Source organism: Arthrobacter sp. BG3 (assembly GCF_056680185.1).
Map to the genome: position 1 here is coordinate 686,008 of NZ_CM155270.1, position 15,454 is coordinate 701,461.

13 protein-coding genes are annotated in these 15,454 nt (G+C 67.6%); 3 read left to right on the top strand and 10 right to left on the bottom strand.

The window, feature by feature from the left end:
- Positions 1–99 precede the first annotated feature (99 nt).
- The 3 genes from AC1MFL_RS03120 to AC1MFL_RS03130 are packed head-to-tail and all read right to left on the bottom strand — an operon-like array spanning position 100 to position 3,180.
- Positions 100–1,632, bottom strand: coding sequence for a tripartite tricarboxylate transporter permease (locus tag AC1MFL_RS03120; RefSeq protein WP_479813395.1), 1,533 nt, complete (start codon positions 1,630–1,632; stop codon positions 100–102).
- Positions 1,625–2,146, bottom strand: a complete 522-nt coding sequence (locus tag AC1MFL_RS03125) for a tripartite tricarboxylate transporter TctB family protein (protein WP_479813397.1) — start codon at positions 2,144–2,146, stop codon at positions 1,625–1,627. The genes AC1MFL_RS03120 and AC1MFL_RS03125 overlap by 8 nt, the downstream gene beginning before the upstream one ends.
- Before the next feature lie 2 nt (positions 2,147–2,148).
- Complete coding sequence (locus tag AC1MFL_RS03130; protein ID WP_479813399.1) at positions 2,149–3,180, bottom strand: Bug family tripartite tricarboxylate transporter substrate binding protein; 1,032 nt, start codon at positions 3,178–3,180, stop codon at positions 2,149–2,151.
- A gap of 172 nt (positions 3,181–3,352) precedes the next feature.
- Here AC1MFL_RS03130 and AC1MFL_RS03135 point away from each other — a divergent pair, with 172 nt between their 5' ends.
- Positions 3,353–4,933: an ATP-binding protein gene (locus tag AC1MFL_RS03135; protein ID WP_479813401.1), complete on the top strand. Its 1,581-nt coding sequence runs from the start codon at positions 3,353–3,355 to the stop codon at positions 4,931–4,933.
- Positions 4,930–5,676: a response regulator gene (locus AC1MFL_RS03140; RefSeq protein ID WP_479813403.1), complete on the top strand. Its 747-nt coding sequence runs from the start codon at positions 4,930–4,932 to the stop codon at positions 5,674–5,676. Before AC1MFL_RS03135 ends, AC1MFL_RS03140 begins: the two co-directional genes overlap by 4 nt.
- 528 nt (positions 5,677–6,204) lie before the next feature.
- Here the strand turns inward: AC1MFL_RS03140 and AC1MFL_RS03145 are convergent.
- The 7 genes from AC1MFL_RS03145 to AC1MFL_RS03175 all read right to left on the bottom strand — a co-directional run bounded on the left by AC1MFL_RS03145 (position 6,205) and on the right by AC1MFL_RS03175 (position 14,359).
- A complete protein-coding gene (locus AC1MFL_RS03145; RefSeq protein ID WP_479813405.1) occupies positions 6,205–7,038 on the bottom strand; it encodes an HpcH/HpaI aldolase/citrate lyase family protein in 834 nt (277 codons plus the stop codon).
- Positions 7,035–7,622, bottom strand: a complete 588-nt coding sequence (locus AC1MFL_RS03150; RefSeq protein ID WP_479813407.1) for a MaoC family dehydratase — start codon at positions 7,620–7,622, stop codon at positions 7,035–7,037. The genes AC1MFL_RS03145 and AC1MFL_RS03150 overlap by 4 nt, the downstream gene beginning before the upstream one ends.
- Positions 7,619–8,380: a CoA transferase subunit B gene (locus AC1MFL_RS03155; RefSeq protein WP_479813409.1), complete on the bottom strand. Its 762-nt coding sequence runs from the start codon at positions 8,378–8,380 to the stop codon at positions 7,619–7,621. The genes AC1MFL_RS03150 and AC1MFL_RS03155 overlap by 4 nt, the downstream gene beginning before the upstream one ends.
- A gap of 3 nt (positions 8,381–8,383) precedes the next feature.
- Positions 8,384–9,208, bottom strand: coding sequence for a CoA transferase subunit A (locus tag AC1MFL_RS03160; RefSeq protein WP_479813411.1), 825 nt, complete (start codon positions 9,206–9,208; stop codon positions 8,384–8,386).
- Between the two features lie 39 nt (positions 9,209–9,247).
- Complete coding sequence (locus tag AC1MFL_RS03165) at positions 9,248–10,411, bottom strand: acyl-CoA dehydrogenase family protein (RefSeq protein ID WP_479813413.1); 1,164 nt, start codon at positions 10,409–10,411, stop codon at positions 9,248–9,250.
- A 125-nt stretch (positions 10,412–10,536) separates the two neighbouring features.
- On the bottom strand, positions 10,537–12,744 hold the full coding sequence (locus AC1MFL_RS03170; RefSeq protein ID WP_479813415.1) for an acetyl/propionyl/methylcrotonyl-CoA carboxylase subunit alpha: 2,208 nt from the start codon (positions 12,742–12,744) through the stop codon (positions 10,537–10,539).
- A gap of 7 nt (positions 12,745–12,751) precedes the next feature.
- Entirely contained in the window at positions 12,752–14,359 is a 1,608-nt protein-coding gene (locus AC1MFL_RS03175; RefSeq protein ID WP_479813417.1) for a carboxyl transferase domain-containing protein, read from the bottom strand.
- A 230-nt stretch (positions 14,360–14,589) separates the two neighbouring features.
- Between AC1MFL_RS03175 and AC1MFL_RS03180 the strand changes: the two genes are divergently transcribed.
- Positions 14,590–15,258, top strand: a complete 669-nt coding sequence (locus AC1MFL_RS03180; protein WP_479815285.1) for an SACE_7040 family transcriptional regulator — start codon at positions 14,590–14,592, stop codon at positions 15,256–15,258.
- The last annotated feature ends 196 nt before the right edge of the window (positions 15,259–15,454 follow it).

The following is a 15,454-nucleotide window of genomic DNA, read 5'->3' on the forward strand; positions in this document are numbered from 1 at the left end:
ACACCTGGCCCCGGAACCCGCGGGGCCCCGCCGGCACCCCTCTGACGCGAATGGCCGGAAGGGAGTTTCCCTTCCGGCCATTCGCGTCCGGCATCCGGCCTAGACGGACAACTCCTCTTTCACTGGCGCGGCCTCCAGCGCGCTCTGGCGGCGGCGAAGCCACCAGGAGCCTGCGAAGATCAGTGCCATTGAGGCGTACACAACCACCGCGAACGGCGAGGAGAACAGTGCCGTGGGATCGTTCTGCGAGAGCTGCAGCGAGCGCCGCAGCTGCACTTCGAACATCGGCCCAAGGATCATCGCCACAACCATCGGCGCCACGGGATAGCCGTAGCGGCGCATGAAGTAGCCCAGGATTCCGACCACCAGCAGGATGCCGACGTCGGCCGCGGCAAAGTTCACCGAGAAGGCGCCCAGCGCCGCGAAGACGAGGATGCCTGAGTACAGGTACGGCCGCGGGATCTGCAGGATCTTCACCCACAGGCCGACCAGGGGCAGATTGAGCACCAGCAGCATCAGGTTGCCCACGTACAGCGAGGCGATCAGGGTCCACACCAGCGCACCCTGGTTCTCGAAGAGCAGGGGCCCGGGCTGGATCTGGTAGCGCTGGAACGCGGTGAGCATCATGGCCGCAGTCGCCGTCGTCGGAATTCCGAGCGTCAGCAGCGGGACCAGGACACCGGCCGCCGCGGCGTTGTTCGCCGCCTCCGGACCGGCCACGCCCTCGATCGCGCCCTTGCCGAACTGTGCTTTGTTCGGGCCCTTGGCCAGTTTCCGCTCCGCGGCGTAGGACAGGAACGTGGACACGTCCGCGCCGCCCGCCGGCACCGTGCCGATGGGGAATCCGATGAATGTGCCCCGCAGCCACGGCTTCCAGGACCGTTTCCAGTCCTCCTTGGACAGCCAGGCATTCTTGCCCTTGCTGACCGGGATGACTTCGACCGGACCGTGCCGCAGCTTCGACGCCACGTACAGGGCCTCACCGAGGGCGAAGAGACCCACGGCCACGAGCACCATGTCGATGCCGTCCACCAGCGTGGGGTTGTCGAAGGTGAAACGCTGTTGCGCGGTGCTGTCGTCGATGCCGATCATGCCGATGAACAGCCCGAGGGCCAGCGAGGCGAGGCCGCGCAGCACGGAGGCGCCCAGCAGTGCCCCGACGGTGAGGAACGCCACCACCATGAGGGCGACGTAGTCCACGGGTCCCAATCCCACGGCCAGTTCCGCGACGACGGGTGCCAGGAACGTCAGCAGCACCGTCGCGATGGTGCCGGCGACGAACGAGCCGATTGCCGCCGTCGCGAGTGCGGCCGCGCCCCGACCCGCTTTGGCCATCTTGTTGCCCTCGAGCGCGGTGACGATCGAGGACGACTCGCCCGGCGTATTGAGCAGGATGGAGGTGGTGGAACCGCCGTACATGCCGCCGTAATAGATGCCGGCAAACACGATCAGGGCGGCCGCGGGATCCAGCGAATAGGTGATCGGCATCAGCAGCGCGACGGTCATCGCCGGACCGATGCCGGGCAGCACACCGACGGCGGTGCCGACAAAAACCCCGCCCAGGGCGTACAGCAGATAGACCGGCTGCAGCGCCGTCGAGAAGCCTTCGAGGAGCATCGTGAAGCTATCCATGGAAGAACGGCACCCCCTCAAGCAGGGGACCCGGCGGCAGGGACACGCCCAGCAGTCCGCCGAAGACGTACTGCAGCACGAGCGCCAGGAGCACGGAAATGATGACCGCCTTCCAGAGCGGCCTGGCCTCGAGGGTCCACGCGGCTCCGCTGAAAAGCACAGCCGCGGCAACGGGCCAGCCGGCCGGTTCGATCAGGAAGATGTGCAGCACCACGAAGCCGACGAGTTTCGCCAGCGCAATCCAGTCGGTCTTGGCCGTGACGTCGAGGTCTTCGCTTTCCTCGGCATGGCCCACCTTGCCACGGAAGACCTGGGCGACGATGCCGGTGCCTACGAGGACCAGCATGCTGCACACGATGTAGGGGAAGGCCCGCGGGCCGATGCCGGTCTCCGACGGCGGGATCGGGATGGACCCCGCCGCCAGGAGGCCTGCCGCGCCCACGCTCACGAACACCAGGGCGAAGAGGATCTCCCCCGTGGGCCGCTTGGCGGGCGTGCTTACTTGGACGGACATTGTTACTTGACCAGGCCGATCTCGGTCAGCGTGGTCTTGACCTTGGCGATGTCCTCGGTGAGGAAGGTCTTGAAACCGTCGCCGGAGAGGAAGGCGTCATCCCAGTTGTTCTTGGCCAGGGTGGCCTTCCAGGCCTCGGAGTCGTGCAGCTTGGTGACGACGTCGGTCAGCTTCGCCTTCTGCGCGTCGTCGATGGAACCCGGCGCCACGACGCCGCGCCAGTTGGTGAGCACGACGTCGATGCCCTGGTCCTTGAGCGGCTTGACGCCGGGCAGCGCGGGGGCCTCGGACTTGCCGGAGACGGCGAGCGCCCGGACCTTGCCGGCTTTGACCTGTTCGGCGTACTCGCCCACACCGGAGATGCCGGCCTGGACCTTGTTGCCGAGCAGGGCAGCGATCGATTCGCCGCCGCCGGAGTAGCCGATGTAGTTCAGTTTGTCGGATTCGACGCCCTGGGATTTCAGGATCTGGCCGGCCAGGATGTGGTCCGCACCGCCTGCTGAACCGCCGGTGATCGCGACGCCCTTGCCGTTGGCCTTGATGTCATCCACGAGGTCCTGGACGGACTGGTATTTGGACGACGCCGGGACCACCAGGACCAGCGGCTCTTCGGTCAGGCGCGCAATGGGGGTGGTGTCCTCCAGCCGGGTCTTGGCGGCGTTGGTTTCCACGGCGCCCACCATGACGTAACCCATCACCATGAGCGTGTTGGCGTCCTTTTCGGTGGCCAGCTTGGCCAGGCCGTTGGTGCCGCCGCCGCCGCCGATGTTGCTGACCTGGGCCGAGGTGACGAACTTGTTGGCCTGCAGGTCCTGCTGCATCGCACGGCCGGTCTGGTCCCAGCCGCCTCCCGGGTTGGCCGGAACAATGATGCTCAGCTTCTTGATCGGATCAGCAGCTGCGCTCTGGCCCGCCGCTGCGCCGCTTGCGCCGCCCGCACACGCCGACATGGCGAGAACGACGCCGGCCGCCCCGGCTGCGAGGGCAGCCCTGCGGGTGTAGCTGGGTCGCGTGAAGTTGGAGGGGGAAGTCATGGTTGCTCCTTGTATGGATGTGACGCACGTCATCGGAATCACTTCCCAGAGACTAGGAGCGGCCGGACGCGGGGACCAGAATTTGGCCGTAGAGGTAGTAGTGGTCATATTGGTCACGGCCCCGGGCCCTGGTTTGGGCCGCGGGCGGCAGGCGGGATGGGAAACTTGTGACATGGTTCACAGGATTCCCTTACGCTTCCAGCTGGTCGCGCTGCAGCTCGGCATCGTGCTGGCTGTGCTGACGGCGGTGGGGGCCGTGACCATCCGGATGCAGGAGCAGCAGCTCAGGGAGGCCTACAAGGGAAGGCTGATCGGAGTGGCCGAGAGCGTGGCCCGGCTGCCGTCGGTGGTCAATGCCTTCGGGACACCGCAACCGGCCCAGACCATCCAGCCCATCGCCGAAGTCATCCGGCAGGCCTCGAATGTCACCTACGTCGTGGTGACGGACCGCCACGGGGTCCGCCAGTCCCACCCGAACCCGGCGGAAATCGGCCGGCCCGTCTCCACCGATCCCTCGGTGCCGCTTTCCGGTGAAATTTACGTCGGCACCCAGACCGGGACCCTGGGCGAATCCTGGCGGGTCAAGGTTCCCATCTTCGACGGCGCGGGCACCGTGATCGGCTCGGCCTCCGTGGGCGTGCTGGAAAGCACCCTGGCCCAGGACCTCTACGAGGACTTGCCGCAGCTGTTCGGCTGGCTCCTCGGGGCGGCAGTGCTGGGATCACTGGGGGCGATGTACATCTCGAAGCTCATCTGGCGGCGGATCTACAAGCTGGAACCGGAGGATATCGCGGCCCTGCTCGAGACCCGCGACGCGATGCTGCACGGCCTCGGCGAGGGGCTCGTCGCCGTCGACGCCGAGGGGAAGGTGGCACTCGTCAACGACGAAGCCCGCCGGCTGCTGGGAGTGGACGAGGGGATCACCGGAAAGCCTGCCAACGAATGCCTGGAACCCGGGATCCGACGCATGCTCGCCGCCGGTACCGCCACGGAGGAGCTGGTGCTGTCCGGGGAACGGATCCTGCTGGGCAAGGTCAACGCCGCCACGGTGGACGGCCGGGAGGTGGGCAAGGTCCTCATCCTTCGCGACCGTACCGAGCTCCACACGATCCTCCGCGACCGGGACGGCGCCTTGGACGTGACGCAGGCACTGCGGGCCCAGGCCCACGAATTCGCGAATAAGCTGCACGTGATTTCAGGTCTCCTGGAGCTGGGTGAGCAGGGCAAAGCCGTGGAGTACCTGGGCCGAAGCCACACCGACGCCGCCTTCGTGAACCGCCCGCTGGCCGCTGGAATCACCGACCACGACGTCCGGGCGCTGCTGATTGCCAAGTCAACGGTCTGCGCCGAGCGCGGCGTGGAGATCCTGGTGAGCCCGGACTCAGCGTGCACCCCGGATGGCACCGGAGACGTCATCACCGTCCTCGGGAACCTGATCGACAACGCGGTGGACGCCGTCGGCTATGACAGCACCGTCGCCGTGCGGCTGGATGAGGCTCCCGACGGCGAACGCACCATCACGGTCGAGGACGACGGGCCTGGTGTCCCTGAGCAGGAACGGGCCGCGGTGTTCGAACCCGGCGTCACCACGAAGCAGGCCAAGGGGATCAACAGCCGGGGCTTCGGGCTGGCGCTGGTCCAGCGCGTGGCCCGCCGCCGGGGCGGCGGGGCGTCAGTCTCACCCTCCGCGCTGGGCGGCGCCTGCTTCACCGTAGTTCTGAAGACAAAAGAGGCGGAACTTCAAAAACTATGAACCCCATACGCACCCTCATCATCGACGATGACGTGGCAGTGGCCGGGATCCACCACGGGTTCCTGCTGGCCCGCGGCGGCTTCGACGTCGTCAGCCTGGCCCACACCGGGCAGCAGGGCCTGGATCTGGCGGCGGAGCTGCGGCCGGAACTGGTCCTGCTGGACATCCACCTTCCGGACATGTCCGGACTGGACGTGCTCCGGAAGCTCCGCGGCCGCCAGCAGACCCTGGACGTCCTGGTCATCACGGCGTCGAGGGAGCTGGACACGGTCCGCGGCGCGATGGCGGGCGGAGTGCTGCATTACCTGGTCAAGCCATTTACGTCCCAGGCCCTGAACGAACGGCTGGACGAGTACCTGTTGCTTCGCCGCGAACTCGCCGCGGGCGGGGCCGCCGGAGCGCTGGACCAGGACAGTATTGACCGTCTCGTGGCGCCGTCCCGCCGGGCCGCAGTTGCCGATCCCGCGGCTGGGTCTCTGGCGGGGCCACCGGCAGGGCCACCGGCAGGGCCACCGGCCAGGCTGCCGAAAGGGCTGTCCCGGCCCACGCTGGATGCCGTCATCGAAGCGCTCAAGTCAAGCCCTGAAGACGTCTCGGCGGCCGGAATGGCGCTTCAACTCGGACTCTCGCGGGTCAGCGCACGGCGCTACCTCGAGTATCTGGTCATCCACGGCTTCGCCCGGCTCACGCCCCGCTACGGTGCCGCAGGCCGGCCGGAGAACCGTTATCTGTGGAAGCGTTGAGCATGTCCATTCTCCAAGGGGCGCACGGAGCATGCCCATTCGTCGCGGGCGAGCGCCGGGCAGGGTCGCGCACCTTGAGGCACCCATCTGACGCAAACGGCCGCTACCGAGCACCCATCTGACGCGAATGGCCGCTATGGGACGCGCCAAAGCGGCCATTCGTGACGAACCGACGCAGCTCATCCCCGCAGGACGTCCCCATCCGAGGTCAGGGAGCACCCATCTGACGCAAACGGCCGCTACCGAGCACCCGTCTGACGCAAACGGTCGCTACCGAGCACCCATCTGACGCAAACGGCCGCTATGGTGCCCTCCAAAGCGGCCATTCGTGACGAACCGACGCAGCTCATCCCCGCAGGACGTCCCCATCCGAGGTCAGGGAGCACCCATCTGACGCAGACGGCCGCTACCGAGCACCCATCTGACGCGAATGGCCGCTACCGAGCACCCATCTGACGCAGACGGCCGCTATGGAACCCTCCAAAGCGGCCATCCGTGACCAACCGACGTGTTCCAGACCTGCAGAGGTTAGTGCCCCGCGCGGCGCAGCGTGGATTCGGCGTGCTTGAGGATGGGCCCGTCGATCATCTTGCCCTGGTACTGGAAGACGCCGGATCCTGCCGCAGCGGCAGCCGCCAGGAGCTCCCGGGCCGCGGCGACGTCCGAATCGGCAGGCGCATACGCCCCCCGGACCACGGCCACCTGGTTCGGGTGGATGCAGGCCTTGGAGCCAAATCCTGAGGCGACGGCGTCGCGCGACTCAGCGGCCAGCCCGTCCAGGTCCGGGATGTTGACGTAGACCGAGTCGATCGCCTCCTTGCCGAAGGCTCCGGCGGCGAGCAGCACCGTGGAGCGCGCGTGCAGCGCCACCGCGCGGTAGGTGCCGTCGTCGGTCCTGCTGGAGGTGCCCCCGAGGGAGGCCAGCAGATCCTCAGCGCCCCACATCAGCCCGACCACGTTGGGTTCGGCCGCGATCTCGGCGGCGTTCACGATGCCCAACGCCGTTTCGCAAAGCGCAATCACACTGTAGTCCCCAAGGTCCCGGAGCTGGGCGGCGCTTTCAGCCTTGGCCAGCATGATGTGCCGGTACGGGGTGTGCTTGAGGCAATGCAGGTCCTTTTCGTGCTCCTCCGTGCCGGCCGGGTTGATCCGGACGATCGTGCGGCTCGGGTCGAGTTCGGGGACGTCGCCGGTGGCGCCGAGCTGGGCGAGGATCGCACCGCGGGCGCGTTGCTTGTCCGCCGGCGCGACGGCGTCCTCAAGGTCCACGATCACGGCGTCGGAGCGCTCGGCCGCCTTCTGGTAGCGCTCGGGGCGGTCGGCAGGGCAAAACAGCAGGGCAGGGCCCATCAGGAAACTCATGTCTCTATTCTGTCCTTTTGCGCTCGTTCGTGCCGGACAGTGTTTGACCGCTGCGCAGGCTGCGAGGCGGCGTGTGCTTCCCGTGTCCACATCAGGCAGCTGCGGGTGGCGAGGGCGACCACCTCGCCGTGCTGGTTCCGGCCGGTGTGTTTCATGGTCACAATCCCCTGCCCGGGCCGGGAGGAGGACAGCCGTTTCCCGGTCACGACAGTCTCCGTGTACAAGGTGTCGCCGTGGTACATCGGGTGCGGGAAGGACACATCCGTGAGCCCCAGCTGCGCGATGATGGTGCCCTGGGTCAGCTGGGGAACGGACTGCCCCACCACGGTGGCCAGGGTGAACATGGAGTTCACCAGGCGCTGGCCGAACGGCTGCTCAGCACTCCAGGCGGCATCAAGGTGCAGCGCCTGGGTGTTCATGGTCATGGTGGTGAAGAGGACGTTGTCAGACTCGGTGACGGTCCGGCCGGGCCGGTGCGCGTACACCACGTCCTCCTCGAGTTCGTCGAAGTACATTCCGCGCTGTTCGATGACGCGGGGTCCGCCGACAGGGGGTTCGGTCAGATGCTGGGGGTTCGCCGTCATACTGTCAGTTCCTGGTCTTCCTCGAAGAGTTCGGCGCCGGTGGCCGCGGCCACGTCCTCCACCGTTACGTTGGGGGCGAGCTCCCGCAGGACCAGCCGGGAGGTGCCGTCGTCGGTCACGACGTCGATGACCGCGAGGTCGGTGATGATGCGGTCCACGCACGCTTTGCCGGTCAGTGGCAGCGTGCACCGTTCCACGATCTTGGGCCGGCCGTTCCGGTCCACATGCTCCATCATCACGATCACCTTTTTCGCGCCGAACACCAGGTCCATGGCGCCGCCCATGCCCTTGACCATTTTGCCCGGAATCATCCAGTTGGCCAGGTCACCGTTCTGGGCCACTTCCATCGCACCCAGCACGGCAACATCCACATGCCCGCCGCGGATCATGCCAAAAGAGGTGGCGGAGTCGAAGAACGCGGCGCCCTTGTTGACCGTCACGGTCTCCTTGCCGGCGTTGATCAGGTCCGGATCGACGTTGTCCTCCCCCGGGTACGGTCCGACGCCGAGGATGCCGTTCTCGGAATGCAGGACCACCTCGACGCCGGCCGGGATGTAGTTAGGGATCAGGGTGGGCATCCCGATGCCGAGGTTGACGTACTGGCCGTTGCGCAGTTCCTGCGCCACCCGGGCGGCCAGTTCGTTCCGCGTCCAGCCCTTGCTCTCCACCCCGGCAGGGTGCTCGACGGCGGCCGGCCGGTATTCGTGGCGGACCGCCTCGGGGCGGGGCGGGGCACCCTGCAGCCTGTTGGATTCCATGGCCTAGGCTCCTGACTGGTCTGTTGCTATGGCGGGGGCTGCTGCGGCGGGGGCTGCAGTGCCGGCTACGGGCGCGGCAGCCAGTGCCACCGTCCGCTTCTCGATCCGTTTCTCGATGCCGGGCGCGAGCACCACACGCTGGACGAAGATGCCGGGAATGTGGACGTGTTCGGGGTCCAGTTCCCCCGGCTCCACGAGTTCCTCGACCTCGGCGATGGTGATCTTCCCGGCCATGGCGCAGAGCGGGTTGAAGTTCATCGCGGTGGCGTGGAAGACGAGGTTGCCGTGGCGGTCGCCCTTCCAGGCGTGCACCAGTCCGAAGTCGGGGGTCAGCGACTCCTCAAGGACGTAGTCGGCGCCGTTGAAGCTGCGCACCTCCTTCGCCGCGGAGGCGAGCGCGACGTTGCCGCCGGCGTCGTACTTCTGCGGCAGGCCGCCGTCGGACACCTGGGTGCCGACGCCGGCCGGGGTGTAGAAGGCGGGGATGCCGGCCCCGCCGGCGCGAAGCTTCTCGGCCAGCGTGCCTTGCGGGGTGAGAACCACCTCGAGCTCACCGGCGAGGTACTGCCGCGCGAATTCCTTGTTCTCCCCCACGTAGGAGCTGATGGTGCGCCGGATCCGGCCGTCCCGGAGCAGGATCCCGAGCCCCCAGTCGTCGACGCCGCAGTTGTTGCTCACGGTCTCCAGGTTTGTGGCGCCGCTCTGGTGCAGGGCATCGATCAGGGCCACCGGAATGCCGCAGAGCCCGAACCCGCCGACGGCGACGGAGGCGCCGTCGCGGATGTCCGCGACGGCTTCGGCGGCGCTGGCAACAACTTTGTTAATCATCGTTGATCCTTCTCTCGGCGGTTGCGGCCAGCGGGCCGGTCAGAGCCCCAGTTCGCGGGCGATCAGCATCAGCTGCACCTCCGTGGTGCCCTCGCCGACTTCAAGGATCTTGGAGTCGCGGTAGTGGCGTGCCACGGTGAATTCGTTGATGAAGCCATAGCCGCCGAACACCTGGGTGGCGTCCCGCGCGTTGTCCATGGCTGCCTCGCCTGCGACCATCTTAGCGATGGCCGCCTGCGTCTTGAACGGCTTGCCGGCGAGCATCCTGGCGGCCGCGTCGTAGTAGGCCAGGCGGGCGGTGTGGGCGCGTGCTTCCATCCGGGCGATCTTGAACGCGATGGCCTGGTACTTGCCGATGTTCTGCCCGAAGGCGCTGCGTTCCTTGGCGTATTTCACCGACTGGTCCACGCAGCCCTGGGCGGCGCCGACGGCCAGTGCCGCGATCGCGATCCGGCCCTCATCGAGGATGGAGAGGAAGTTGGCGTAGCCGCGCCCCTCGGTGCCGAGCAGGTTTTCCTCGGGGACGTGGACGTTGTTCAGCGTCAGCGGGTGGGTGTCCGAGGCGTTCCAGCCGACCTTGTTGTAGGCCTTTTCGGCTTTGAAGCCGGGGGTGTCGGTGGGCACCAGGATGGTGGAGATCTCCTTCTTGATGCTGCCGTCCGGGCGTTCCTGCTGGCCGGTCACCGCCGTGACGGTGACCAGCCGGGTGATGTCGGTGCCGGAGTTGGTGATGAATTCCTTGTTGCCGTTGATGACCCACTCCCCGCCGCCGCGCTTGGCGGTGGTCTTGGTGCCGCCGGCGTCGGAGCCTGCTTCCGGCTCGGTCAGGCCGAAGCCGGCGAGCGCCTTGCCGGAAGCCAGCAGCGGCAGCCACTGCTCCTTCTGGGCGGCGGTGCCGAATCGGTGGATCGGCATGGCGCCGAGGGAGACCCCGGCTTCCAGGGTGATCGCGACGGACTGGTCCACGCGGCCGAGCTGTTCCAGCGCCAGGGCCAGGGCGAAGTAGTCGCCGCCCATGCCGCCGAATTCCTCCGGGAAGGGCAGGCCGAAGAGGCCCATGTCAGCCATCTGCGAGACGATCTCGTAGGGGAAGCTGTGCTCCTCGTCGTGCTTGGCGGAGACCGGGGCCACCACCTGGTCGGCGAATTCGCGGACGGTGTCGCTGAGGTCCTGGTAATCCTCGCTGAGTTCAAAATCTGGCATGGGGACTCCTTTGTCGGTACTGCTGTCTGGGCTGTCGGTACTGCTGTCTGGGCTTTTGTCGGACTGCTGTCGGTACTGCTGTGTCTAAGAACTGGTTGTGGCCTGTTGTGCTGAAGCCGGGGTGGCTAGTCGGCCGCGCCCATGGCGATGACGGCTTCTTCGATGGTGTCCTCGGCTTTCGAGGGCGCGGGCGGGTGGATGGTTGCGACGACCTGTTCGGCCTTGACGAGGTCCCCGGACGCGATGCTGATGTGCACCGTCCCGTCCAGCGGCGCCACGAGCTGGTGCTCCATCTTCATGGCCTCCACGGAGAGCAGCACCTGCCCGGCTGTCACTGTGTCCCCGTTGCTGACGGAAACGGACACCACGGTGCCGGGCATGGGCGAGCGCACGGCCGGGTCCGCGGCGCCCTCCTCGCGTTCAATCGCCGCGAGCATTCGGGCCAGCTTCGCTTCACGGTCGAGGGGCTCGAGCCGGCAGGACCAGCCGCCGTTGCCGACGTGGACGTACTGCGGGTTCCCCTCCGGCGGGTAGTCCTCCCAGACGGCGCCCTGCGCGAACCGCTGTTCCTGGCCGTCGATCTCCAGGAACACGTCGTCACTGGACAGCCCCAGAACCGTCACCCGGTGCACCGGGCCGTTGTTGACCCGGACGGTGGCGTGGCCAAGGTCCAGATTGCTGAGCCAGGTGACGGCCACGGTGGCCAGTTCCCCGCCCGGAACACCGAAACTCATGGTCCAGGCCGCCGGTGCGCCCAGGCGCCAGCCGGTTGTGGTGTCCCAGGGTGATCCGACCGCCGACGGGCCTTCCGCCAGGACCCAGAACGGCATGGCCGCGGCGATGAGCTCGGCATCCCCGGCACGGCGGAAGGAGAAGTCCGGCATTTTCCGCTCGATCAGGCCGGTGTCGAGCCGGCCGGCGCGGACGTCGGCCTCGTTGATCAGCAGGCGCAGGTATTCGACGTTGGTGTCAATCCCCAGCGCCGTGTAACGGGACAGGGCGGTGTCGAGCTTGTCGAGGGCGGCGGTGCGGTCCTGGCCCCAGGCGATGACCTTGGCGACCATGGGGTCGTAGTCGCTGGAGATTTCCAGGCCCTTCAGGAGCGATGAATCGATCCGGATGTCCGGATCGGCGGAGGCCGGGGTGAAGGCGTCCAGGTCGTCCAGCGCGGTGAAGATCTCGCCCCGCTCGTCCAGGAGCAGCACCTCACCGCCCGAGGGCAGGAAGTTCTTCTCCGGGATTTCCGCGTAGACCCGCGCTTCCACCGAGTGCCCGGTGAGCACGACGTCGTCCTGGCGGACGGTGAGTTCCTCGCCGGCGGCGATCCGTACCTGCCATTCGACGAGGTCGACGCCGGTGACCATCTCGGTGACGGGGTGTTCGACCTGCAGGCGGGTGTTCATCTCCATGAAGAAGAACTCGTCCGGGGCGTTGTCGGAGACGAGGAACTCCACGGTGCCGGCTCCGCTGTAGCTGACGCTGCGGGCGGCGTTGCAGGCGGCCTCGCCGAGACGGACCCGGATTGCCGCGCCGTTGCTCATCGACTCCAGCAGCGGGGAGGGTGCTTCCTCGATGACCTTCTGGTGGCGGCGCTGCAGGGAGCATTCGCGTTCGCCGAGGTGGATAACGTTGCCGTGGTTGTCCGCGAGGACCTGGACCTCGATGTGGCGCGGGGTCAGGACGAGGCGCTCCAGGAAGAGGGTGTCGTCGCCGAAGGCGCTGGCAGCGACGCGGCGGGCGGTGACCAGGGTCTCTGCCAGGTCCTCGGGGCGTTCGACAATGTGCATGCCTTTGCCGCCGCCGCCGGCGGAGGGCTTGATCAGCAGCGGGAAGCCGACGCCGGCCGCGGCCTGGATCAGCTGCGCGTCCGTCATGCCCGGCTCGGCGATGCCCGGAACGACCGGCACGCCGTAGCCGGTGACGTGGTTCTTGGAGCGGATCTTGTCGCCCATGACGTTGAGGGATTCGACGCCGGGGCCGATGAACGTGATATCGGCCTTTTCCAGGGCGCGGGCGAAGTCGACGTTCTCGCTCAGGAACCCGTAGCCCGGGTGCACTGCCTCGGCGCCGGTGTCGCGGCAGGCCTGGATGATGGCCTCGATCTTGAGGTAGCTCTCGGCCGCGGCGGCGGGGCCGATCCGCACGGCGAGGTCGGCCTCGCGCACGTGCCGGGCGCCGGCGTCGGCGTCGGAGTAGACGGCGACCGAGCGGATACCGAGCGCACGCAGGGTGCGGAACACGCGGCAGGCGATCTCGCCACGGTTGGCAACGAGGACGGTGCCGAAGAGGGGCTTGGTGCCCTGCGGCTGCTGGGGTGTGGAATCTTTAGTCACTGCTGGCTCACATCCGGAAAAGGCCGAAGGAGGTCTCCGGCAGCGGGGTGCGGGAGACGACGTCGAGCGCCAGTCCCAGGACGGTGCGGGTGTCCGCGGGGTCGATCACGCCGTCATCCCAGAGGCGGGCGGTGGAGTAGTAGGGGCTGCCCTGGTCCTCGTACTGGGCCTTGATCGGGGCCTTGAACGCTTCCTCGTCCGCGGCGGACCATTCCTCGCCGCGGGCCTCGTACTGGTCACGTTTGACCGTGGCGAGCACGCTGGAGGCCTGGTTGCCGCCCATCACGGAGATCCGGGACGCCGGCCACATCCACAGGAAGCGTGGCGAGTAGGCGCGGCCGCACATGGAATAGTTTCCGGCGCCGAAGGACCCGCCGATCACCACGGTCAGCTTGGGCACGCGGGCGGTGGCGACGGCGGTGACCATCTTGGCGCCGTTCTTGGCGATGCCGCCCTGCTCGTAGTCCTTGCCGACCATAAAGCCGGAGAGGTTCTGCAGGAAGATCAGCGGGATGCCTCGCTGGTCGCAGAGTTCGATGAAGTGGGCCCCTTTGAGCGAGGATTCGCTGAAGAGCACCCCGTTGTTGGCGACAATCCCGACCGGGTGGCCGTGCAGTTTCGCGAAGCCGGTGACGAGGGTGGTGCCGTAGTTCTTCTTGAATTCGTGGAAGCGGCTGCCGTCCACGAGCCGGGCGATGACCTCCCGGACGTCATACTGCGCGTTCACATCGGTGGGGACGGCGCCGTACAGTTCCTCGGGGTCCGCCAGGGGTTCGAGGACGGTGTCGATGTCCCAGGCGGGGGCGGCCGGGCGGGGCAGGGTGGAGACGATGTCCCGGACGATCTGGAGGGCATGCTCATCGTTCTCGGCCAGGTGGTCGGTGACCCCGGAGATCTTCGAGTGCACGTCGCCGCCGCCGAGTTCCTCGGCCGTGACGATCTCGCCGATCGCGGCCTTCACCAGCGGCGGTCCGCCCAGGAAGATGGTGCCCTGGTTGCGGACGATCACGGTCTCGTCGCTCATCGCCGGGACGTAGGCGCCGCCGGCGGTGCAGGAGCCCATCACCGAGGCGATCTGCGGGATCCGGGCCGCGGACATCTTGGCCTGGTTGAAGAAGATCCGGCCGAAGTGCTCCTTGTCCGGGAAGACCTCGTCCTGCTTGGGCAGGAACGCTCCGCCCGAGTCCACGAGGTAGATGCAGGGCAGCCGGTTCTCCAGCGCGATTTCCTGCGCCCGGAGGTGCTTCTTGACCGTCATCGGGTAGTAGGTGCCGCCCTTGACGGTGGCGTCGTTGGAGATGACCAGGACCTGGCGGCCGTGGACCAGGCCGATCCCGGCAATGACACCGGCGCCGGGCGAGTCGTCGTTGTACATGCCACTGGCCGCCAGCGGCGCGATCTCCAGGAACGGGCTGCCCTCATCCAGCAACTGGTCGATGCGCTCACGGGGCAGCAGCTTGCCGCGGGCCACATGGCGTTCCCGGGACTTTTCCGGCCCGCCCAAAGCCGCCGTGGCGAGCCGTTCCTTCAGCTCCCGCGCCAGCCCCAGCTGGGCCTCGCGGTTCGCGGCATAGCTGGCGCTCGTGGCGTCCACCTGGCTGGCGATTGTCTCCATTGACTGCTTCCGTTCCTGGCCTTCATGCTGGGGGCCTGTGATGCACCCGTTCCAGCCACTTCGGTTAGTACCGCATAACTGAGATTTAGGTTAGTCTCCATTAACTGTGATGTCCAACACGGGGCCACATAAGCAGCTGTTTATTTGAGATGAGGGATGTACCGGTGACCGAGTCCAGCCAGACAAGCCAGACTTCTACCCCGGTCCCCTCAAGCCCGCCTCTGGCGACTCTGGCCCCCGCGACCCAGCCTCCGGCAACCCAGCGCACTGCCCCGGCCCCGGCAACCCAGCCCCCGGCAACCCAGCGCAGCCAGGCCAAGGAGAACCGCCGCCAGGCCCTGCTGTCCGCGGCGGCCGCGCTGTTCGCCGTCGACGGGTTCAACCGTGTCTCCCTGGAGGACCTCGGCGCCGCCGCCGGGGTCAGCGGCCCGGCGGTCTACCGGCATTTCGCAGGCAAGCAGGCCGTCCTGGGGGCGCTGCTGCTCAGCGTCAGCCAGGAGCTGCTCGATGGCGGCCGGCAGGTCATTGCCGATTCCGACGGCGCCGCCGCGGCCCTGCGCAGGCTGGTCGAGTTTCATGTGGACTTCGCCCTCAGCAACCCCGACGTCATCCGGGTGCAGGACCAGGACTTCAGCAACCTCGCCGACGACGACCAGGCCGAGGTCCGCACGCTGCAGAGAAACTACGTGGAGCTCTGGGTCGAGGTGCTGGCCGGGCTGCATCCCAACACCGAGGCCGCTGAACTCCGGATGCGGGCGCACGCCACGTTTGGCCTGATCAACTCCACCCCGCACTCCGTGCGCAGCCACGGCCGGCGGATTGCGGTCAAGCGGGCCCGGCCGCTGCTGCAGAGCATGGCACTGGCGGCCCTGATGGCCCCCTCCGCCCCGCTCGGCTAGCTCCGCTACCCCGGCTACCCCTGGTACGCGCCGTATCAAGGGCTTCCACCGTGCCCTGGCCGCACTCCGGGGGTACTTTGGCGCGGACACGCCGAGAACTGAGGCTCCGCCGTCGAACGCGGCGCCCAAAGTGCCCCCGCCCGGCAGCGCCCCGGCCGAAAACTGCCCGGCCCAAAACTGCCCGGCCGAAAACTGC